The organism is Streptomyces caniscabiei, assembly GCF_014930365.1.
Lineage (GTDB): Bacteria > Actinomycetota > Actinomycetes > Streptomycetales > Streptomycetaceae > Streptomyces > Streptomyces caniscabiei.
Genome location: NZ_JABXWI010000020.1, coordinates 122192 through 141000, shown reverse-complemented (window position 1 = coordinate 141000; position 18809 = coordinate 122192). Strand labels below are relative to the sequence as shown.

Genomic DNA, 18809 nt, shown 5'->3' with positions numbered 1-18809 from the left:
CCGAGGCGCACCCCGCCCGACTGCGGGCGCTCGCGGGGGACGCGCACGCCGTCGCACACCGCCGGCGCGCCGCCGCCCCGACGGGCGCGGCCGACGTACCGCGCGACGCGGCCGACGTACCGCGCGACGCGGAACGCCCAGCAGACACGGGCCGCCGACGCTCGTCCTGGACCGCACGCCCCTCCTGGACCCCGCGCGCCCTGCTCACCCCCGTCGCCGTGCGTACCGCCCTCGGGTGCGCCCTCGCCGGATACGCCTCCCTCGCGCTCGGAGTCGGCCGCCCCTACTGGGCCCTGGTCACCGCCGCCTCGCTCTACCAGGCGAACCTCACCCTCACCTGGAGCCGGGGCGTCCAGCGCGTCGTCGGCAACCTCGTCGGGGTGCTGGCCTTCGCCGCCCTGGTCCCGCTCGCGCATCTCGGCCCGGCCGCGCTCGTCCTGTGCTGCCTGGCGCTCGCCTTCGGCGCCGAGGCCCTCATCAGCCGCAACTACTGGCTCGGCACCGTCTGCGTCACCCCCATGGCGCTCCTCGTCACCGAGTTCGTCCGCCTCGCGGACCCCGGCGAGCTGATCACCGACCGGCTCCTGGACACCCTCGTGGGCGCCCTGGTCGGTTTCCTCGCGGCGGTGGTGGTCATGGACCGGCGCGCCGGGGACCGCGTCGCCCACGCCCTCGCCGCCGTGGAGCGCGCCCACGCGCAGACACTCCGTACGGCCGGCGACCCGGACGCCGCCCCCGGCGCGCTGCCCACCGCCCGCCGCGCCCTGTCCGCCGCACTCGTCGAACTGCGCGCCGTCACCGACACCGCGAGCGGCGAATGGTGGCAACGCGCCCTGCCGACGGAGCGGGTGACACACGTCGAGCGGGCCGGACACCGTACGCTCGCGGCGACGGTGCGACAGCACGGGTTCCAGGCAGCGGAGGGCGCACGGGCATGACGGCAGGCAACGGGCGGGCGGGGACGGGCAGTGGCGCGGTTCTCGGGGACACGGTCGCCAAGGTGGTGCGCCAGTGGCAGACGGTGCACCCCGGTCTCGACACCGCCCCGATGGAGATCATCGGCCGCGTCAACCGCTGTGCCGCCCTCCTCCAGCAGGCCGAGGACGCGCCCCTGCGCCACGCCGGGCTCACCCGCCCCGAGTTCGACGTCCTCGGCACCCTGCGCCGCACGGGCCACGAGCTGACGCCCAGTGAGATCGCCCGGGAGACCTTCGCCTCCGGCGCCGCCGTCACCAAACGCCTCAAGCTGCTGACCGAGCGCGGCCTCGTCGAGCGCCGGGGAGACGCCCGTGACCGACGCGTCGCCCATGTCCGTCTCACCGACACCGGCCGCGACCTGGTGGACAGCGTCATGCCGGAGCAGCTGGCGTACGAGGAGACCGTGCTCTCCGGGGTGGAAACCGGAGACCGGCGTGAACTCGCCGTGCTGCTGGGAGAGTTGCTGATCCAGCTGGAGGGCCGTCTGGGGCTGCCGCGGGCCTGAGGCGAACGCTCGCCCGGGCGAGGGGACTTAGGGAGGGAACCCAAGGCGTCCCCTCCGGCACGCGATGCCGCGCACCGGACCCGGCCAGCGGCGTGTGACCCGTCAGATTCCCGGCCGGTAGCGCAGCGGATGGTCCGCCGGAATCTCCACCAGCACGATCTCCGTGCCGTCCGGGTCGGCGATCCACATCTCGATCAGCCCCCAGGGCTCCTTCACCGGCGGTCGCCGCACCTCCACCCCGGCCGCCACCAGCTCCGTGTGCGCCGCCGTCACGTCCGCGACCTGGAGCCACAGCTTCAGCGCGGGCGACGGCGGCGTCGGCGAGCGGCCGGCCACCTCCAGGAAACCGCCGCCGAGGAAGTAGACGACACCCCGGTGCTCGCCCGTGCCGAACTCCCGGTAGACGGGCAGTCCGAGCTGCTCGCCGTAGAAGACACGGGAGCGTTCCGGGTCGGTGGGGCGCAGGAGGGTGCGGCTGCTCAGTACGTGGATCATGCGATCGAGGGTAGGTGGTCCGCCGGGACGCGAGGGTCGTTACCCTCTTCGGTGTTCGATCCCTGCGGAGAGCTACCAGGAGCAGCCCGTGGACACCGCCGCCACCGACCTGACCTTCCGTGATGCCACCGACGCCGACGTGGACGTCCTCGTCGCGCTGATCGAGTCGGCGTACCGAGGGGACTCCAGCCGGACCGGGTGGACCACGGAGGCGGACATCCTCGAAGGGCAGCGGACCGATCCCGAGGGTGTCCTGGCGGTCATCAAGGCACCCGACAGCCGGCTGCTCACCGTCGAGCGGGAGGGCACGGTCGTCGCCTGCTGCCAGCTCGAACACCGCGGCGCGCACGCCTACTTCGGGATGTTCGCGGTGAGCCCGGCGCTCCAGGGCGGAGGCCTCGGCAAGGTGATCATCGCCGAGGCCGAGCGGATCGCGCGCGCGTCCTGGGGTGTGCGGGAGATGCACATGACCGTGATCTCCGTACGGGACGACCTCATCGCCTGGTACGAGCGGCGTGGCTACCGCCGTACGGGACGGATGACGCCCTTCCCGTACGGCGACGAGCGGTTCGGCATCCCGCAGCGGGACGACCTGCGGTTCGAGCTGCTGGTGAAGGAGCTGGCGTAGCGGCAGGGCGTGGGGATCAGGCGGTGAAGCGGCCCGTGCGTTTGATGTCCGGGTAGTCGGTCGTCGCACCGTCCAGCTGGAGGGCGCGGACCAGGCGCAGATGGTCCTGGGTGTTCACCACCCAGCCGATGATCCGCAGATTCGCCTTGCGGGCCTTCTCGACGACCTCCAGCGTCAGCCGCCGGATGTTCAGCACCAGGGTGGTGGCGCCCACCGCCACCGCCCGGTCCACGACGTCGGTGCCGTAGCGGCTGGCGACCAGCGCGGTGCGCACGCCCGGCACGAGACGGGCGATCTCGGCGACCGCCTCGTCGTGGAAGGACAGCACCTCGACCCGTCCCACCAGGTCGCGCCGGTGCATGACCTCGGCGAGGGCGTGGGCCGCCGCCGTGTCCTTGATCTCGGCCTGGAGCGGTGCCCGTACCGCGTCCAGGACCTCCTCGAAGGTGGGCACCCGCTCGCCGCGGCCCGCGTCCAGGGCGCGCAGCTCGGCGAGGGTCTTGTCGGCGATCGGGCCCGTGCCGTCCGTCGTCCGGTCCACATCCGCGTCGTGCATGACGACGAGCGCGCCGTCCTTGCTCAGATGCAGATCGAGTTCGATGACGTCGAGGCCCGCGCGATCGGCGGCCACGAAGGAACGGAGGGTGTTCTCGGGTTCGACACCCATGACTCCGCGGTGACCGATGGTGAGGAAGTTCAAGGTGGACTCGCTTCCGTCGACGGCGGCTCGGACCGCGCGGCCGGGGGAGGGGCGGCACGCGGCTGGGGCGCAGCGTAGTCCTCCCGACGTGCGATGCATCCGTATGTGCACGGGCCCTTTCGGGTCGTGTCACCCCGTGTCACGTCGGAGAACAGGACCGTTTCCGCACCTGGCCGCACCGATCAGGTCATCCCTGAGTGGGCGAGTCCGGCGCGCGTTGACCCCGGGTGCCGTGCGCGCGGGGAGCGCGGCGCACGAAGTGTGATCTATGACGCGTGTGACAGGAGATTCAGCGGTTAGGTACCGGGGGTGGCGGGAAGATTTCCGGCTGGGCCGCTCAAGATCGGTCTTGCGGTGGGGAACCCTCGCTACATACGGTGTCCTTACGAAAGGTTCTCCCGTGGAGGATGGGGTCATGACGGAAATTCTTGTGCAGACGGGTGCGGAGGGCGTTGTTCCTTCGGTCGGTAGGGTGGTGGAGCACCCGGCCTGGCCCGTGCTCAAGGGCGCCGTGGAGCGGATCCGGCCATGGCAGTCCAAGGACGGCTCCATCGACCTCGACGCGGAGGGGGCCCCCGCTCCGGCCGCCGCCGAGCAGGCCGTGCGGGAGATCGTCGGTGCCGTCGAGGCGCTGTCCCCGCTGCTGCCGCACGACGCCGCCTACCACGAGGCACTGGTCGCGGACCTCGGACGCTGGGCCGACGACGGCTTCGGGGTGCCCGACTTCCTCGACTCGCTGCTGGCCTTCCAGCCCGCCGCGAACCGCGCGGACGGCCTGCAGCACCTGGTCGTCTTCCCGATGTACACGCAGAACGGCAACCCCGACCGCAACCTCGAAGCGGTCGTGCTGCGCATGGTCTGGCCCGACTGGCTGGCCGAGCTGGAGCGCACCCGGTATGACAACCCGCTGTTCTGCGGCATCAAGTTCGAGGACTTCACGGCCGGTTACGACACGAACTCCGCCGTCCTCTTCCCGGAGACGATCGCCGTGCGCGAGGCGCCGGAACGATTCTCCTGGGGAGGCATCTTCTGCGACCGCGAGGCCGCCAGGTTCCGCCGGGTGACCGACGCCGCCGTCGACATCCTCGGCCTGGAGCTGCCCGAGGCCATTGCCGCGATGGTTCACGACCAGAAGCGCTGCGAGGAGGCCTTCGTCCTGTGGGACATGGTCCACGACCGCACCCACAGCCACGGCGACCTGCCCTTCGACCCCTTCATGATCAAGCAGCGCCAGCCGTTCTGGATGTACGGCCTGGAGGAGCTGCGCTGCGACCTCACCGCCTTCAAGGAGGCCGTGAAGCTGGAGGCCGACGGCGTCCCGCAGGCCCGTGACGTGCAGTACGCGGTGCTCTTCGACCGCATGTTCCGTTTCCCCGTCACCGGTGAGCGGGTCCGCAACTACGACGGTCTCGGCGGCCAGCTCCTCTTCGCCTACCTGCACAAGCACGACGTCGTCCGCTGGACGGACAACAAGCTGCACATCGACTGGCGGCGCGCCCCGCAGGTCACCAACCAGCTCTGCGCCGACATCGAGCAGCTCTACCGCGAGGGCATCGACCGCCCGAAGCTCGTCCACTGGTTCGCCGGCTACGAGCTGGTCTCCACCTACCTCGCCCCGCACCCCGGCTCCCGCTGGGCCAAGGGCCCGGACGCCCTGGATCTGACGCAGCCGCCGCGGAAACTCGTCGACGACGTGCTTCCGGACGAGTTTCCGCTCAGCATGTTCTATGAGGCGCTCGCCAAGAAGCTGAAGACCGTGATCGCCTCCACCAAGGGCATCACCGCGGCGGACACCGAGCGGGTCGCCGCGTGACCGCCCGGCTCGCAGACGTCCCAGTCGCTGCCCAGGAGGCGAAGACCATGCAGAACGGCAACGGTGCACTGAGCGGCGCGGTGATCGCGGTGGCGGGCGCGGGCGGACCCGCCGGCCGGGCGGCCCTGCTGCGGCTGGCCGACGCGGGGGCGATCGTCGTCGGCTCCGACAACGACCCCGAGCGGCTCTCCGAGGCCGTGGACGCGGCCCGCTACGCGCACGGCGGCGCCACCGTCGTCGGCGACACGGTCGACCTCCTGGACCTCCAGTCGACCCGGGACTGGGCCACCCGCATCGAGAAGGACTTCGGCCGGGTCGACGGCCTCGTCCACCTCGTGGGCGGCTGGCGCGGCAGCGAGACCTTCACCCGGACCAGCCTCGACGACTGGGACTTCCTGGAGATGCTGCTGATCCGCACCGTGCAGCACACCTCCCTGGCCTTCCACGAGGCCCTGCAGCGCAGCGAGCGCGGCCGGTACGTCCTGATCAGCGCGGCCGGCGCCAGCAAGCCCACCGCCGGCAACGCGGCGTACGCCGCCGCCAAGGCCGCCGCCGAGGCGTGGACGCTCGCCGCCGCCGACTACTTCCGCAAGGCGGGCGGGCCCGAAGGGCCGACCTCCGCGGCTGCGATCCTGGTGGTGAAGGCATTGGTGCACGACGCGATGCGCGCCGACCGCCCCAACGCGAAGTTCGCGGGTTTCACCGACGTCAAGGAGCTGGCCGAGGCCATCGCCGGGGTCTGGGACAAGCCCGCCGCCGAAGTGAACGGACACCGTCTGTGGCTGACCGACAAGCCGTGAACCCTCCGAAGACCGACGCCCGACGCCATCACGACCCGGAGATCCGCGGCTTCGCCAGCGACAACTACGCGGGGGTCCACCCCGAGGTGCTCGCCGCCCTGGCCCTGGCCAACGGCGGGCACCAGGTCGCGTACGGCGAGGACGACTACACCGAGAACCTCCAGCGGATCGTCCGCAGCCACTTCGGCGCCACCGCCGAGGCGTTCCCCGTCTTCAACGGCACGGGTGCCAACGTCGTCGCGCTCCAGGCGGTCACCGACCGCTGGGGCGCGGTGATCTGCGCCGAGAGCGCGCACATCCACGTCGACGAGTGCGGGGCGCCCGAGCGGATCGGCGGACTGAAGCTGCTCACCGTGCCCACGCCCGACGGCAAGCTCACCCCCGAGCTGATCGACCGGCAGGCGTACGGCTGGGACGACGAGCACCGCGCCATGCCGCAGGTCGTCTCGATCACCCAGAGCACCGAACTCGGCACCCTCTACACGCCCGAGGAGATCCGCGCGATCTGCGACCACGCCCACGCGCACGGCATGAAGGTGCACCTGGACGGCTCCCGGATAGCGAACGCCGCCGCCTCCCTGGACGTGCCGATGCGGACGTTCACCAACGCCGCCGGCGTCGACCTGCTCTCGCTGGGCGGCACCAAGAACGGCGCGATGTTCGGCGAGGCGGTCGTCGTCATCAACCAGGACGCCGTGCGCCGGATGAAGCATCTGCGGAAGCTGTCCATGCAGCTCGCCTCCAAGATGCGTTTCGTGTCGGTGCAGTTGGAGGCCCTGCTGTCGAAGGACCTCTGGCTGCGCAACGCCCGGCACTCCAACGAGATGGCGCAACGGCTCGCCGAGGGCGTCCGCGCGGTCCACGGCGTCGAGATCCTGTACCCGGTGCAGGCCAACGCCGTCTTCGCCCGCCTCCCGCACGACGTGAGCGAACGCCTCCAGAAGCGCTTCCGCTTCTACTTCTGGGACGAGGCGGCCGGCGACGTCCGCTGGATGTGCTCCTTCGACACGACCGAGGAGGACGTGGACGGGTTCGTCGCGGCGCTCAAGGAGGAGATGGCGCGCTGACGTTCCTGAGTACGCCTGCATAAATATACGGTCACCCGAAAAGTCATTGACTCTCGGGTGATCGTTTTCCTATGCTCCCCAGACATGGAGCTGATCCAGCAAACCCCTGACCTGTCCGCCTATCTACAGGCCGACGAGGTCATCGACCATGACCATCCGCAGGTGCGGCAGACGGCCGCACGCCTCGCCGAGCAGGTGGCGGACTCGTATGGCTATGCGCAAGTGGCGTACGAGTACGTGCGCGACGCCATCCCGCACTCCCAGGACGCCGGCGATCCGCGCGTCACCTGGCGGGCGTCCGACGTCCTCGCGCGCCGCACCGGGATCTGCTACGCCAAGGCCCACGCGCTCGCCGCGCTGCTGCGTGCCGAGGACATCCCGACCGCGCTCTGCTACCAGCGGCTGGCGTCCGACGACGGGGACGGACACGTCGTCCACGGCCTGGTCGCCGTGCGCTTCAACGGCGCCTGGCACCGTCAGGACCCCCGGGGGAACAAGCCGGGGGTGGACGCCCGCTTCTCACTGACCGGGGAACGGCTGGCCTGGGTGCCCGACCCGGCCGCGGGCGAGACGGACTATCCGACGCTCCACGCCGCACCGCACCCGGCCGTGATCGGCGCCCTCCGGGCGGCCCGGGACAGGCCGCACCTGTGGAGGACGCTGCCGGAGGCGCTGTAGGACCGGATCAGCGGGCCTCGGCCTCGCGGACCTGTTCCGGGGTCGGGGCCGTGCCGCCGAGGTGGGCCGGCATCCACCAGGTGTCGTCCGGGCCCTTGGGGCGGACCGGGTACGCGCGCTGGGCCGCCTCCAGCAACTCCTGGACGCGCTCGCGGAGTTGGCGGGTGATGGCGCCCGCGTACTTGTCCTTGGAGGCCTCTATCGCCTCGCCCACCCGGATGGTGATCGGGATGTGGCTGCGCTTGAAGTTGCGCGGGTGACCCTTGGTCCACAGGCGCTGGGTGCCCCACACGGCCATCGGGATCAGCGGGACGCCCGCCTCCTGCGCCAGCCGCGCGGCACCCGACTTGAAGCTCTTCAGCGTGAACGACTGCGAGATGGTGGCCTCGGGGAAGACACCGATGATCTCGCCGGAGCGCAGCGAGTCCAGCGCGTGGGCGTAGGCCGCCTCACCCTGCTTGCGGTCCACCGGGATGTGCCGCATGTTGCGCATCAGCGGACCGGAGACCTTGTGCCGGAACACCGACTCCTTGGCCATGAAACGCACCAGGCGCTTCTGCGGCAGTGCCGCCAGGCCGTCGAAGATGAAGTCCAGGTAGCCGATGTGATTGCTCACCAGCACCGCGCCGCCCGAGCGCGGAATGTTCTCCGTCCCCTTGAGGTCGATCTTCAGGTCCCAGACCTTGAACAGCGTTTGGGCGAGACCGATCGCGGGGCGGTAGACAAGCTCTGCCATGGGCGGAGTGGACCCTTCTCTCTGCCTGGGAATGGGTCTCCCGGCGGGAGGTTACGCAGCCGTAGGTTTACGGCATCTCGCAGATCGTGCCCCAAGAACGTACGAGTAGCCAGTCTTGGTGCCGGCCAGGGGCGAGATTCTCGTCACGTCGGACACACGATCGACCCGCCGGGCGTTCACCCGACCGTCACCGCGCGCGTACGGTCGCCCGCCGGACGAACACGTACATCTCGCACCCCAGGCAGTACCCGAACACGGCGTTGAGGAAAGCCGCGGCGAGTGCCGCGCCGGTCGCCACGAGGCCCAGCCACACGGGCCCCACCGCGAACCCGACCAGGCCCACCAACGCGAAGACCAGCCCGACCGCCTGCGCGAACCGCGGCGGCTCCGGTGGCTCGAACTCCGTCGGCGGTCCGAGGCGCGGCCGGACGAGCGTGCGGAACACCCAGCCGTACGGCGACCGTCCCACCCCGCCCGCCGCGCCCAGCGCGAACGCGAACGTCTGCCAGGCCAGCAGCCAGGCGTTGCCGGTGATCAGCGCGACCGCCAGCACCACGGTCGTCACGGCCGCCCCGAAGCGGGGTCCCCTCACATCGATGTCCATGAGTCAAGCATTCCGCACGCCGATCTCCGTGGGGAGTGGGGAATCTTTGCGGTCTCGTGAACGCTGAAGCACGCTGTGACCGGACTTGTGGTGTGTGGGCTGGTGCTCGCGGCGGCGAGCGCGTACGGAGTGCTGCATCGGCGGCGGAGCGGGAGAGTCAGGGTGCGCGGGCGGGACGGTGACAAGCGGGTCGGCGCGGCGGAGTTGGGGGAGGGGCTCGGCGAACGGGCCACGCTGGTGCAGTTCTCCAGCGCCTTCTGCGCCCCCTGCCGGGCGACCCGCAGGGTCCTCGCCGACGTGGCCGGAATGGTTCCGGGCGTCGCCCATGTGGAGATCGACGCCGAGGAACACCTGGACCTCGTGCGCCGGCTCGACATCCTCAAGACGCCGACCGTGCTCGTGCTCGACGCCGAGGGCCGGATCGTGCGTAGGGCAACCGGTCAGCCGCGCAAGGCGGATGTGATCGCCGCGCTGGGGGAGGCCGTGTGACGCCGCATTCCGGAACGCACTTGACTGTACGCGTCACCCATCGTCAGCCTGACCGTATGTCCCGAGAACTCCTTCTCCTCGCGCGCGACGACATGCCCAGGGCGCTCCCGGCCGCTACGGCCGGCGCGCGCTGTCCGGGTCCGTGAGCAGCCACGCACGAGCCCGTAGACCTCAGCAGAAGGACAGTTCCATGACGGCCACCTCCGGCCTCAATTCACCCCAGCTCGCCTCCCCCGATCTCCTGCGTTCCGTCTTCCGCCGCCATGCCGCCGGTGTGGCGGTGATCACGGCCCGGGGAGCCGCAGGCCCGGTGGGCTTCACCGCCACCTCGCTCAGCTCGGTCTCCGCCGAGCCCCCACTGCTCTCGTTCGGCATCGGCACCGGTGCCTCCAGCTGGCCGGCGGTCTCCGAGGCGGAGCACATCGGCGTGCACATACTCGGGGAGCACCAGCGGGAGCTGGCGGCCACCTTCGCCCGCAGCGGCGCCGACCGGTTCGGGGCGCCCACCGGATGGCGTAGCGGACCAAAGGGAGTTCCCGTGCTCGACGACGTGCTCGCCTGGCTGGTGTGCCGGGTGGTGGCACGCGTCCCGGCCGGGGAGCACCGCATCGTCCTCGCCGAGGTCGTCGTGGGCGACCCCTCGGGTGCCGGCCGGCCGCTGCTGTACCACCAGGGCAGCTTCAACGGTCTGCGAGACTGATCCCCGCCCGATTACGCAGGGTTGCCTAACTCACAGTTCAAAGCGCTTGCTTAGCGGGCACGCAATGCGAGAACGTAGACGTCGTACTGGCGAGTAATATTTCGATCGGAGCGCGGGTCGCCCCGGTCGGGATCGGCCGCTTCAGGCGCCTATGCTGCCTGGAAGAAGGCAGCCCGGAAATGACGATGCAGTAGGAGAGCCGGCGTGAGCTTGAGGATCGTTGTCACTGTGAAGTACGTGCCCGACGCCACTGGCGACCGGCACTTCGCCGATGACCTGACCGTCGACCGTGATGACGTGGACGGTCTGCTCTCCGAGCTGGACGAGTACGCGGTCGAGCAGGCGCTGCAGATCGCCGACGAGGCCGACGACGCCGAGATCACCGTGCTGACCGTGGGTCCCGAGGACGCCAAGGACGCGCTGCGCAAGGCGCTGTCGATGGGTGCGGACAAGGCGATCCACGTCGAGGACGACGACGTGCACGGCACCGACGCGATCGGTACCTCGCTGGTGCTGGCGAAGGCGATCGAGAAGGCCGGCTACGACCTGGTGATCTCCGGCATGGCCTCCACCGACGGCACGATGGGTGTCGTCCCCGCGCTGCTCGCCGAGCGTCTGGGTGTCCCGCAGGTCACGCTGCTCTCCGAGGTCTCCGTCGAGGACGGCGTGGTCAAGGGCCGCCGTGACGGCGACGCCGCCTCCGAGCAGCTGGAGGCCTCCCTCCCGGCCGTCGTGTCGGTCACCGACCAGTCGGGCGAGGCGCGTTACCCCTCCTTCAAGGGCATCATGGCGGCGAAGAAGAAGCCGGTTCAGTCCTGGGACCTGTCCGACCTGGACATCGAGGCCGAGGAAGTGGGTCTGGAGGGCGCCTGGACGGCTGTGGACTCCGCGGCCGCGCGCCCGGCGCGTACCGCCGGCACGATCGTCAAGGACGAGGGCGAGGGCGGCAAGCAGCTCGCTGAGTTCCTCGCGGGCCAGAAGTTCATCTAGGCCCCCTCTCTTACCGCCCCGTACGCCTTCGCAATCCGCAGGAGAGCAATCCCATGGCTGAAGTTCTCGTCTACGTCGACCACGCAGGCGGTGCCGTCCGCAAGCCCACTCTGGAGCTGCTGACGCTGGCCCGCCGTATCGGTGAGCCCGTCGCCGTCGCGCTCGGTGCCGGCGCCGCTGACACCGCGTCCGTGCTCGCCGAGCACGGCGCCGTCAAGGTCCTGACCCACGACGCCGCCGAGTACGCCGACTACCTCGTCGTGCCGAAGGTCGACGCCCTCCAGGCCGCCGTCGCCGCCGTCTCCCCGGCCGCCGTGCTCATCCCCTCCTCCGCCGAGGGCAAGGAGATCGCCGCCCGCCTCGCGCTGCGCATCGGCTCCGGCATCATCACCGACGCCGTCGACCTGGAGGCCGGCGACGAGGGCCCGGTCGCGACGCAGTCGGTGTTCGCCGCCTCCTTCACCACCAAGTCCCGTGTCTCCAAGGGCACTGCGGTCATCACGGTCAAGCCCAACTCGGCCGCCGTCGAGGCCGCCCCGGCCGCCGGTGCGGTCGAGGCCCTGGAGGTCACCTTCTCCGCGCTGGCCACCGGCACCAAGGTCACCGGCCGCACCCCGCGCGAGTCGACCGGGCGTCCGGAGCTGACCGAGGCCGCGATCGTGGTCTCCGGCGGCCGCGGCGTCAACGGCACCGAGAACTTCGGACTCATCGAGGCCCTCGCCGACTCCCTCGGCGCGGCCGTCGGCGCCTCGCGTGCCGCCGTCGACGCCGGCTGGTACCCGCACACCAACCAGGTCGGCCAGACCGGCAAGAGCGTCTCCCCGCAGCTCTACATCGCCAACGGCATCTCCGGCGCCATCCAGCACCGGGCCGGCATGCAGACCTCGAAGACCATCGTGGCCGTCAACAAGGACGCCGAGGCCCCGATCTTCGACCTCGTCGACTACGGCGTCGTCGGCGACCTCTTCGACGTCGTCCCCCAGCTCACCGAGGAGATCAAGGCCCGCAAGGGCTGAGCCTCCCCGAGCCGTCCGAGGCCCCCACGACCGCGCGACCGGTCGTGGGGGCCTCGGCGCGTCCCGGGCCCTCATCCCAGGGTCAACGAGGCCTGCACCGGCAGATGGTCGCTCGGGTACATCCCGTCCATCGAGAAGGTGTTCATCGCCGCCCAGTGCGTGGTGACCCCGGGCGAGGTGAGGATCCAGTCGATGCGTCTGCCGTCGGGCTTGGGCGCCCGGTAGTCGTGATAGGTCCCGTACGCCTCGGTGCGCGAGGCGGCCGCGTCCCAGGCGTCCACGAGGCCGTTGCCCAGCATCAGGTCGTAGACCCGGTTGTCGTGGGCGGCGGCGTTGAAGTCGCCGGTGACGACGACCGGCGCCGCGCGGTCCCAGCCGGCGATCGTCTCGCCGATCATCTTCGCCGAGCGCTCCCGGGCGTACTGGCTGACGCTGTCCAGATGCGTGTTCAGGACGTAGAACTCCCGGCCCCCGTCGGCGAGATCGGCGAACTTCACCCAGGTCACCATGCGCAGCCAGTCCGCGCCCCAGGTGTTGGAGGCGATCGTGTACGGGGTGTCGGACAGCCAGAAGTGGTCGAACTCGATCGGGTCGAGTCTGCGGGTGTCGTAGAAGATCGCCATGAACTCGTCCTTGCTGCCGCCGCCCCGGCCGGTGCCGATCCAGTCGTAGTGCGCGCCCAGATCCCGCTCGATCATGCGCAACTGCTGGTAGAGCCCCTCCTGGGTGCCGATGACATGCGGCCGCTCGCGACGCAGCAACTCCCGCATGACCGGCCGGCGCACGGCCCAGCGCGGTGTGCTGTCGACGACGGTCGCGAAGCGCACGTTGAACGTCATCACGTTCAGCGCGCCCCCGTACTCACCCGCGGACGCCGGCTGTGACGAGCCCGCCGTCGTCAGCAGCGGCACGGCGATGGCGGCGGCCGCCGCGGACCTGAGTCCCTGGCGACGCGTCACTCCGACCTCGTTCGGCACGCGATCTCCTCCCCTTGCGAGTCACCATGAAGCTTTGCCTACTGATACGGAAGAAGACGCCGGATCTGCGGTGACCAGGCCACGTGCATGGGGAATCCCACGTCCGGAGGGTGTTGACCGGGGTGAAGATCGACAGTTAGCTTCGTCATGCGGATTGTTGATTCCGTACTGCGGAATATGGAGGGTTTGGCATGGGGCAGGGCCGACAGGAGAACGTGGCGACGAGTCTCGCGGGCGCCGTCAGCGAGGAGATCAGCGCCTCCCTCGCCCCCGTCGACGCGGAACTGGAGCGGCGCTACCCGGGCGACCCCGGCACCCGCCAGCCCGTGCACACCGTCTACGTCCCAGGCGACGTCTTCGCCGCCGACACCCCGCGCGCCTGGGGCGACCGGGCCCTCGCCGCCCTCGACGAGCACGCTCCCGACGCGGCCTCCTTCGCCGCCGTCCTCGGCCTCTCCGACGAGCTCGCCGAGCCCGTGTACGACCGCGTCCGCGCCAAGCTGGAGCGCGAGCCGATCGAAGACCTCCGCGTCGACTTCGAGGACGGATACGGGGCCCGCCCCGACGCCGAGGAGGACGAGGCCGCCGCCCGGGCCGCCCGCCTGATCGCCCAGGCCTACGCCGACGGCACGGCCGCCCCGTACATGGGCATCCGCATGAAGTGCATGGAGGCGCCCGTGCGCGACCGGGGCATCCGCACCCTCGACATCTTCCTCACGGGTCTGACGGAGGCCGGCGGTCTGCCCGACGGGCTGGTCCTGACCCTGCCGAAGGTCACGTACGCCGAGCAGGTCACCGCCATGGTCCGGCTCCTGGAGGCCTTCGAGAAGGCGCGCGGCCTGGAGCCCGGCCGGATCGGCTTCGAGATCCAGATCGAGACCAGCCAGTCCATCCTCGCCGCCGACGGCACCGCCACCGTCGCCCGGATGATCGGAGCCGCCGAGGGCCGCGCCACCGGCCTGCACTACGGCACCTTCGACTACAGCGCCTGCCTCGGCGTCTCCGCCGCCCACCAGGCCAGCGACCACCCGGCCGCCGACCACGCCAAGGCGATCATGCAGGTCGCCGCGGCCGGCACCGGCGTACGCGTCTCGGACGGCTCGACGAACGTCCTGCCCGTCGGCCCGACCGCCCAGGTCCACGATGCCTGGCGGCTGCACTACGGCCTCACCCGCCGCGCCCTCGCCCGCGCCTACCACCAGGGCTGGGACATGCACCCCGGCCACATCCCCACCCGCTACGCGGCCGTCTTCGCCTTCTACCGCGAGGGGTACGCCCAGGCCGCCGCCCGCCTCTCCCGTTACGCCGACCGCGCGGGCGGCGATGTGATGGACGAGCCCGCGACCGCCAAGGCCCTCGCCGGCTATCTGCTGCGCGGCCTGGACTGCGGCGCCCTCGACATCGACGAGGTCTCCGGGGCGAGCGGACTGACCCGCGCCGGCCTGGAGGGCTTCGCGGCGCCGCGGCGGGCGGATCTGACGGTCTCCGGCCGGTAGGGACCGGTACGGGCGGGTACGGACGGGTGGGCCGGCGGCGGGGTGCGTAGCGGTCCTGTGACAGCCGCCGCCGACGGTCCGAAGCGCCCCCGACCACCGCTTAGGCTTACGCCCATTCATCGGTGTGTCACAGGAACGGGGCGCGGGTGTCTTCGGGGGCGAACGGACAGACGGACGGTGCCGGGCGGATCCTCGCCGGTCGGTACCGGATCGTGGAGCAGCTCGGACGCGGCGGTATGGGCGTCGTCTGGCGGGCCGTGGACGAGGTGCTCCACCGCGAGGTCGCCCTCAAGGAGCTGCGCACCTACACGGACGCGGGCGCGCCCGAACTGGCGGACCTGGGGCTGCGCATGCAGCGCGAGGCCCGGGCCGCCGCCCGCGTACGGCACCCCGGGGTCGTCGCCGTGCACGACGTGGCCGAGGTCGACGGGCGCCCGCTGATCGTCATGGAGCTGGTCGACGGCCCGTCCCTGGACGACGTGCTGAACGACCGGGGCCTGCTCGACCCGCGCGAGGCCGCCGCGATCGGCGCCAAGGTGATGGACGCCCTCGCCGCCGCCCACCGGGTCGGTGTGCTGCACCGCGACGTCAAGCCCGGCAACATCCTGCTGGACCGCTCGGGCCGCGTCGTCCTCACCGACTTCGGCATCGCCACCATGGAGAACCCGGGCGACGGCTCCGCCACCCACCTCACCCGCAGCGGCGAACTCGTCGGCTCCCTCGACTACCTGGCCCCCGAACGCGCCCAGGGCAACGACCCCGGCCCCTCCTCCGACGTCTGGGCCCTTGGCGCCACCCTGTACGCGGCCGTGGAGGGCTCGTCCCCGTTCCGGCGTACGTCCACCTGGTCCACGCTCACCGCGATCGTGAGCGACGCGCTGCCCGAACCGCGGCGGGCGGGGCCCCTCGGGCCGGTCCTGAGGCAACTGATGGACAAGCGCCCGGAGTTCCGTCCGGACGCGGACCGGGCCCGCGAACTGCTGGAGGCCGTGGCCGCCGGGGACCCGCTCGGCTCCCCGACGACGGCGACGGCGGGCGGTCCGGCACCGCAGCCGAGGGCGGAGACCGAGCGAAGCCTTCCCTCGGTGCCGCCCGGCTTCGGGCCGGCGACGGCGGGCGGAGGCCTCGACGGCACGGGCGCGGGGGCCGCGTTCGGCGGAACGGGCGCGACCCCCGGTTTCGGGCCGCCGCAGCCGCTCCCGGGGCCCGGTACGGGGGCGTCCGCGGCGGTCGGCGGGCTCGGCGCGGCCGCCCCGCAGCCGCCCGTCGTACCCGCCTCCGGCGCCGCCACCACCGTGTCCTCGACCGGCGGTCGGCGTCCGCGCAAGGGCCGCGCCCTGCTCGCCGCCGTGGCCGTCACCGTCGTGCTCGCGGCCACGGGCGTCACGGTCGCCCTGCTGAACGGCGACGACGGCAAGCAGACGGGTGCCCGGTCCTCCGCCGACGACGGGTCGAGCGGCGGCACGCCCTCACCGGGCCGCAGCCGGGGCACGGTCGACCTCACCGACGGCTCCTCCCCGAAGGAGAAGGACGACAAGAAGTCCGCGAGCCCCAGCGAGCGGACCGAGAAGGACGAGAAGGACGACGAGAAGCAGCCCGAGGCCTCCGCCACGCCGTCGAAGAACGCGAGCGGCGGCACCACCGGCGGCGGCACCGGAGGCTCCGACACCTCGGGCGGCACCACCACCGGCGGGGGCACGACCGGGGGCGGGACCACCGAGGAACCGGTCTGCCACCCCATCGGCGGCGGCAAGTACAACTGCACCGTCTGGACCACCGCCAAGTCCTACACGGCCGCGGGCACCGAGGTCGGCGTCCTCAACCAGGGCACCAACTACTTCTACTGCCAGGCGAATCTGGGCCGCCGCGAGACCTCCGGCGAGTGGACCAACGTCTGGTGGGCCAAGACCGACGACGACAGCGGCAACACCGACGTCTACGTCAGCGACGTCTACATCCAGGGCGGCGACAACGACGCCCCGGTGCCCGGCCTGCCCGTCTGCTGAGGACTGTTGAGGACGGGGCCCGGCGTCACGGCCGGCCCCGGGCCCCCGGATGCGGCCGTACGTACTGTTCCAGCCCCGACACCGTCGTCCACCGCCGCGCGGCGAACAACTCCCTGCCCCGGGCGCACAGTTCCCGGTTGCCGCGTGCCCGGGCGGAGAACTCGTCGGGCGTGGTGCCGAACAGTTCACGCAACTCGGCGGACGCGGCGAGTAGTTCGGTGAGCAGCGGGCGCTGACGGCCAGGGTGGGGGCGAGGGTCAGGTCCGCCGTCGCGCAGTACGCCCCAGCGGTTGACGTAGATCCAGGCGTGGTCGAGGACCTGGCCCGACTCCAGCTCGACGGGGAAGTCGGCGGCCGGCAGGGCGGCCCGCTGGAAGTTGCCGGTCGGCGAGTCGACGCCCTCGCTGGCGTCGACCACGGCGAGTTGGGCCTCGTCGAGCCAGGTGAGGAACAGGTCGGCGGTGGAGCCGGGGGAGTGGTACGGCGACGCCGAAAGATAGCCGAGCAGGCTCACATGGGCGGAGACGCCGATCCCGATGCCCGTGACCCTGGCCCTGACCATGGGGATCCGGCACTCCACGCCGCGCTCCGCCATCTTGTGGACCAGCTGCGCCGGGCAGGCGTTGGAGCCGACGGAGAGCACGGGCCGGCGGTCCTCGAAGACGAGCGTGTCCAGCGGCAGCAGCCGGTTGCCGTCCAGGAGCGCGGACTCGGAGGGCCACGCGCCGGGGTAGCTCAGCGGGTCCTCGCGCGGTGCGACGGCCAGGCCGAGGGCTTCGAGGGTACGGGGGTCGGGGGCGTCCAAGGGTCAGTCCGCGGGCGGGAGTTCGCCCGAGCCGCGGGCGATCAGCCGGGTCGGCAGCTCGATGCGCTCGGGGGTGACGAGGGAGCCGTCCAACTGCTGGAAGAGGCGTTCGGCGGCGGTGCGGCCGAGCCGGGCGGGGTCCTGGGCGACGACGGTGATGCCCGGCCGCAGCAGATCGGCCAGCTCGAAGTCGTCGAAACCGACGAGGGCGACCGGACGGGTGTGCTCGGCGAGGACCCGTACGACCGTGACCGTCACCCGGTTGTTGCCCGCGAAGACCGCGGTGACGGGCGACGGGCCGGACAGCATCTCCTCGGCCGCCCTGCGCACCCGCTCCGGATCGGTGACGCCCAGCGACATCCACGCGCCCTCGACGGGTATGCCCGCGTCCTCCATGGCCGCCCGGTAGCCGCGCAGCCGCTCGGCGGCGGTATGGATGCGGGGCATGTCGCCGATGAAGCCGATCCGGCGGTGGCCGTGGGCGATGAGGTGGGCGACACCGTCACGGGCTCCGCCGAAGCTGTCCGAGAGCACCACGTCGGCGTCGATCCGTCCGGCGGGACGGTCCACGAACACCGTGGCGATGCCCGCCCTGATCTCGGGCTCCAGATACCGGTGGTCGTCACCGGCCGGAATGATCACCAGCCCGTCCACGCGGCGGGCGCACAGCGCCAGCGCCAACTCCTGCTCGCGGTCCGGGTCCTCCGCGCTGGAGCCGTTGATCAGCAGTGAGCCGTGGGCGCGGGAGACCTCCTCCACCGCCCGGCTGAGCGGGCCGTAGAACGGGTCGGCGAGGTCCTCCAGGACCAGGCCGATGCTCGCCGTACGGCCCTTGCGCAGCACCCGCGCGCTGTCGTTGCGCCGGAAACCGAGCGCCTCGATCGCCTCCTGGACACGGCGCTCGGTGTCCGGGGTGACGCCCGGCTCGCCGTTCACCACCCGGGAGACCGTCTTCAGACCCACTCCGGCCCGGGCGGCGACGTCCTTCATCGTGGGACGGTTGCCGTAGCGGTTCTCGGGGCGGCGGGCGATGCCGGCGGCGGTCTCGGGCACGGTGCGGTGTCCTGTCCTGTCGTCCATGAACGCGGTCGTGGTCGTGGTCGTGGTCGGGGTCGGGGTCGCGGTAGCGGGTGCTGTGGGTGGTGAGTGGTGTGGTGCTGTGGGGAAATGGTGCGACTGTTGAGGATGTGCCGTCGAGCATAGAGCCTGGACAACGTTGTCACGGCCGGGGGAGACTGTCTATCGCATTCTCCGGCCGGCGCCCCCCACCAGGCGAGCGTCGTGCTGCCGGTTTCCGGCCGGAGATCCGGGTGTCGCGGGATTCGG

The 18809-nt window shown here is 71.6% G+C and carries 20 protein-coding genes; 13 read left to right on the top strand and 7 right to left on the bottom strand.

All coding sequences use genetic code 11. From position 1 onward, the window contains the following. Together HW837_RS39940 and HW837_RS39935 are read left to right on the top strand one after the other, a co-directional pair. Positions 1 to 938: FUSC family protein (locus HW837_RS39940; protein ID WP_193382696.1), on the top strand; the 938-nt coding region annotated here is incomplete at its 5' end. Beyond that, positions 935 to 1483, top strand: a complete 549-nt coding sequence (locus tag HW837_RS39935; protein ID WP_045561726.1) for a MarR family winged helix-turn-helix transcriptional regulator — start codon at positions 935 to 937, stop codon at positions 1481 to 1483. The genes HW837_RS39940 and HW837_RS39935, both read left to right, overlap by 4 nt. Positions 1484 to 1585: 102 nt before the next feature. Here the strand turns inward: HW837_RS39935 and HW837_RS39930 are convergent, their stop codons facing one another. Then, the gene (locus tag HW837_RS39930) at positions 1586 to 1978 is read right to left on the bottom strand and encodes a VOC family protein (protein ID WP_086802778.1); all 393 of its coding nucleotides are present in this window, start codon (positions 1976 to 1978) and stop codon (positions 1586 to 1588) included. Between the two features lie 88 nt (positions 1979 to 2066). On the opposite strand from HW837_RS39930, the gene HW837_RS39925 reads away from it, so the two are divergent. After that, a complete protein-coding gene (locus tag HW837_RS39925) occupies positions 2067 to 2606 on the top strand; it encodes a GNAT family N-acetyltransferase (RefSeq protein WP_045561728.1) in 540 nt (179 codons plus the stop codon). A 16-nt stretch (positions 2607 to 2622) separates the two neighbouring features. Here the strand turns inward: HW837_RS39925 and HW837_RS39920 are convergent, their stop codons facing one another. Continuing rightward, entirely contained in the window at positions 2623 to 3306 is a 684-nt protein-coding gene (locus HW837_RS39920) for a glycerophosphodiester phosphodiesterase (RefSeq protein WP_045561729.1), read from the bottom strand. Between the two features lie 415 nt (positions 3307 to 3721). Here HW837_RS39920 and HW837_RS39915 point away from each other — a divergent pair, with 415 nt between their 5' ends. The 4 genes from HW837_RS39915 (at position 3722) to HW837_RS39900 (ending at position 7664) form a co-directional block, all read left to right on the top strand. Continuing rightward, positions 3722 to 5119, top strand: a complete 1398-nt coding sequence (locus HW837_RS39915; protein WP_045561730.1) for a DUF6421 family protein — start codon at positions 3722 to 3724, stop codon at positions 5117 to 5119. Positions 5120 to 5166: 47 nt separating this feature from the next. Continuing rightward, positions 5167 to 5919, top strand: a complete 753-nt coding sequence (locus tag HW837_RS39910) for an SDR family NAD(P)-dependent oxidoreductase (protein WP_045561731.1) — start codon at positions 5167 to 5169, stop codon at positions 5917 to 5919. Beyond that, positions 5916 to 6986, top strand: coding sequence for a threonine aldolase family protein (locus HW837_RS39905; RefSeq protein WP_193381636.1), 1071 nt, complete (start codon positions 5916 to 5918; stop codon positions 6984 to 6986). Before HW837_RS39910 ends, HW837_RS39905 begins: the two co-directional genes overlap by 4 nt. 84 nt (positions 6987 to 7070) lie before the next feature. Continuing rightward, positions 7071 to 7664, top strand: a complete 594-nt coding sequence (locus HW837_RS39900; RefSeq protein ID WP_193381637.1) for a transglutaminase domain-containing protein — start codon at positions 7071 to 7073, stop codon at positions 7662 to 7664. Positions 7665 to 7671: 7 nt separating this feature from the next. Here the strand turns inward: HW837_RS39900 and HW837_RS39895 are convergent, their stop codons facing one another. Both HW837_RS39895 and HW837_RS39890 read right to left on the bottom strand, forming a co-directional pair. Continuing rightward, positions 7672 to 8400, bottom strand: coding sequence for a lysophospholipid acyltransferase family protein (locus HW837_RS39895; RefSeq protein ID WP_045561734.1), 729 nt, complete (start codon positions 8398 to 8400; stop codon positions 7672 to 7674). A 187-nt stretch (positions 8401 to 8587) separates the two neighbouring features. Then, positions 8588 to 9004 carry a DUF4395 domain-containing protein gene (locus HW837_RS39890; protein WP_193381638.1) on the bottom strand — a complete coding sequence of 139 codons (417 nt, stop codon included), beginning with the start codon at positions 9002 to 9004 and terminating at the stop codon, positions 8588 to 8590. A gap of 75 nt (positions 9005 to 9079) precedes the next feature. On the opposite strand from HW837_RS39890, the gene HW837_RS39885 reads away from it, so the two are divergent. From HW837_RS39885 to HW837_RS39870, 4 genes are all read left to right on the top strand, one after another. Further along, the gene (locus HW837_RS39885; RefSeq protein ID WP_193381639.1) at positions 9080 to 9493 is read left to right on the top strand and encodes a TlpA family protein disulfide reductase; all 414 of its coding nucleotides are present in this window, start codon (positions 9080 to 9082) and stop codon (positions 9491 to 9493) included. 190 nt (positions 9494 to 9683) lie between these two features. Further along, positions 9684 to 10193 (top strand): flavin reductase family protein, encoded by a 510-nt coding sequence (locus HW837_RS39880; RefSeq protein ID WP_193381640.1) that lies wholly within the window; start codon positions 9684 to 9686, stop codon positions 10191 to 10193. A gap of 204 nt (positions 10194 to 10397) precedes the next feature. Next, on the top strand, positions 10398 to 11183 hold the full coding sequence (locus HW837_RS39875) for an electron transfer flavoprotein subunit beta/FixA family protein (RefSeq protein ID WP_045561738.1): 786 nt from the start codon (positions 10398 to 10400) through the stop codon (positions 11181 to 11183). 53 nt (positions 11184 to 11236) lie between these two features. Further along, positions 11237 to 12199: an electron transfer flavoprotein subunit alpha/FixB family protein gene (locus HW837_RS39870; RefSeq protein WP_045561739.1), complete on the top strand. Its 963-nt coding sequence runs from the start codon at positions 11237 to 11239 to the stop codon at positions 12197 to 12199. A 71-nt stretch (positions 12200 to 12270) separates the two neighbouring features. Here HW837_RS39870 and HW837_RS39865 read toward each other — a convergent pair whose 3' ends face one another. Continuing rightward, complete coding sequence (locus tag HW837_RS39865) at positions 12271 to 13176, bottom strand: endonuclease/exonuclease/phosphatase family protein (RefSeq protein ID WP_093790604.1); 906 nt, start codon at positions 13174 to 13176, stop codon at positions 12271 to 12273. Positions 13177 to 13367: 191 nt separating this feature from the next. On the opposite strand from HW837_RS39865, the gene HW837_RS39860 reads away from it, so the two are divergent. After that, on the top strand, positions 13368 to 14672 hold the full coding sequence (locus HW837_RS39860; protein WP_193381641.1) for a DUF6986 family protein: 1305 nt from the start codon (positions 13368 to 13370) through the stop codon (positions 14670 to 14672). Positions 14673 to 14818: 146 nt separating this feature from the next. Then, complete coding sequence (locus HW837_RS39855; protein ID WP_193381642.1) at positions 14819 to 16678, top strand: serine/threonine-protein kinase; 1860 nt, start codon at positions 14819 to 14821, stop codon at positions 16676 to 16678. A 25-nt stretch (positions 16679 to 16703) separates the two neighbouring features. Here the strand turns inward: HW837_RS39855 and HW837_RS39850 are convergent, their stop codons facing one another. Together HW837_RS39850 and HW837_RS39845 are read right to left on the bottom strand one after the other, a co-directional pair. Further along, positions 16704 to 17483 (bottom strand): hypothetical protein, encoded by a 780-nt coding sequence (locus HW837_RS39850; protein WP_093790601.1) that lies wholly within the window; start codon positions 17481 to 17483, stop codon positions 16704 to 16706. Positions 17484 to 17486: 3 nt separating this feature from the next. Then, a complete protein-coding gene (locus HW837_RS39845) occupies positions 17487 to 18563 on the bottom strand; it encodes a LacI family DNA-binding transcriptional regulator (RefSeq protein ID WP_193381643.1) in 1077 nt (358 codons plus the stop codon). Positions 18564 to 18809: the final 246 nt, after the last annotated feature.

Bases quoted from the DNA above. Each gene is read 5' to 3' on its own strand.
- HW837_RS39935 (WP_045561726.1), top strand. From the start codon at position 935: ATGACGGCAGGCAACGGGCGGGCGGGGACGGGCAGTGGCGCGGTTCTC.
- HW837_RS39930 (WP_086802778.1), bottom strand. From the start codon at position 1,978: ATGATCCACGTACTGAGCAGCCGCACCCTCCTGCGCCCCACCGACCCG.
- HW837_RS39915 (WP_045561730.1), top strand. From the start codon at position 3,722: ATGACGGAAATTCTTGTGCAGACGGGTGCGGAGGGCGTTGTTCCTTCG.
- HW837_RS39910 (WP_045561731.1), top strand. From the start codon at position 5,167: ATGCAGAACGGCAACGGTGCACTGAGCGGCGCGGTGATCGCGGTGGCG.
- HW837_RS39900 (WP_193381637.1), top strand. From the start codon at position 7,071: ATGGAGCTGATCCAGCAAACCCCTGACCTGTCCGCCTATCTACAGGCC.
- HW837_RS39895 (WP_045561734.1), bottom strand. From the start codon at position 8,400: ATGGCAGAGCTTGTCTACCGCCCCGCGATCGGTCTCGCCCAAACGCTG.
- HW837_RS39890 (WP_193381638.1), bottom strand. From the start codon at position 9,004: ATGGACATCGATGTGAGGGGACCCCGCTTCGGGGCGGCCGTGACGACC.
- HW837_RS39880 (WP_193381640.1), top strand. From the start codon at position 9,684: ATGACGGCCACCTCCGGCCTCAATTCACCCCAGCTCGCCTCCCCCGAT.
- HW837_RS39870 (WP_045561739.1), top strand. From the start codon at position 11,237: ATGGCTGAAGTTCTCGTCTACGTCGACCACGCAGGCGGTGCCGTCCGC.
- HW837_RS39860 (WP_193381641.1), top strand. From the start codon at position 13,368: ATGGGGCAGGGCCGACAGGAGAACGTGGCGACGAGTCTCGCGGGCGCC.
- HW837_RS39845 (WP_193381643.1), bottom strand. From the start codon at position 18,563: ATGGACGACAGGACAGGACACCGCACCGTGCCCGAGACCGCCGCCGGC.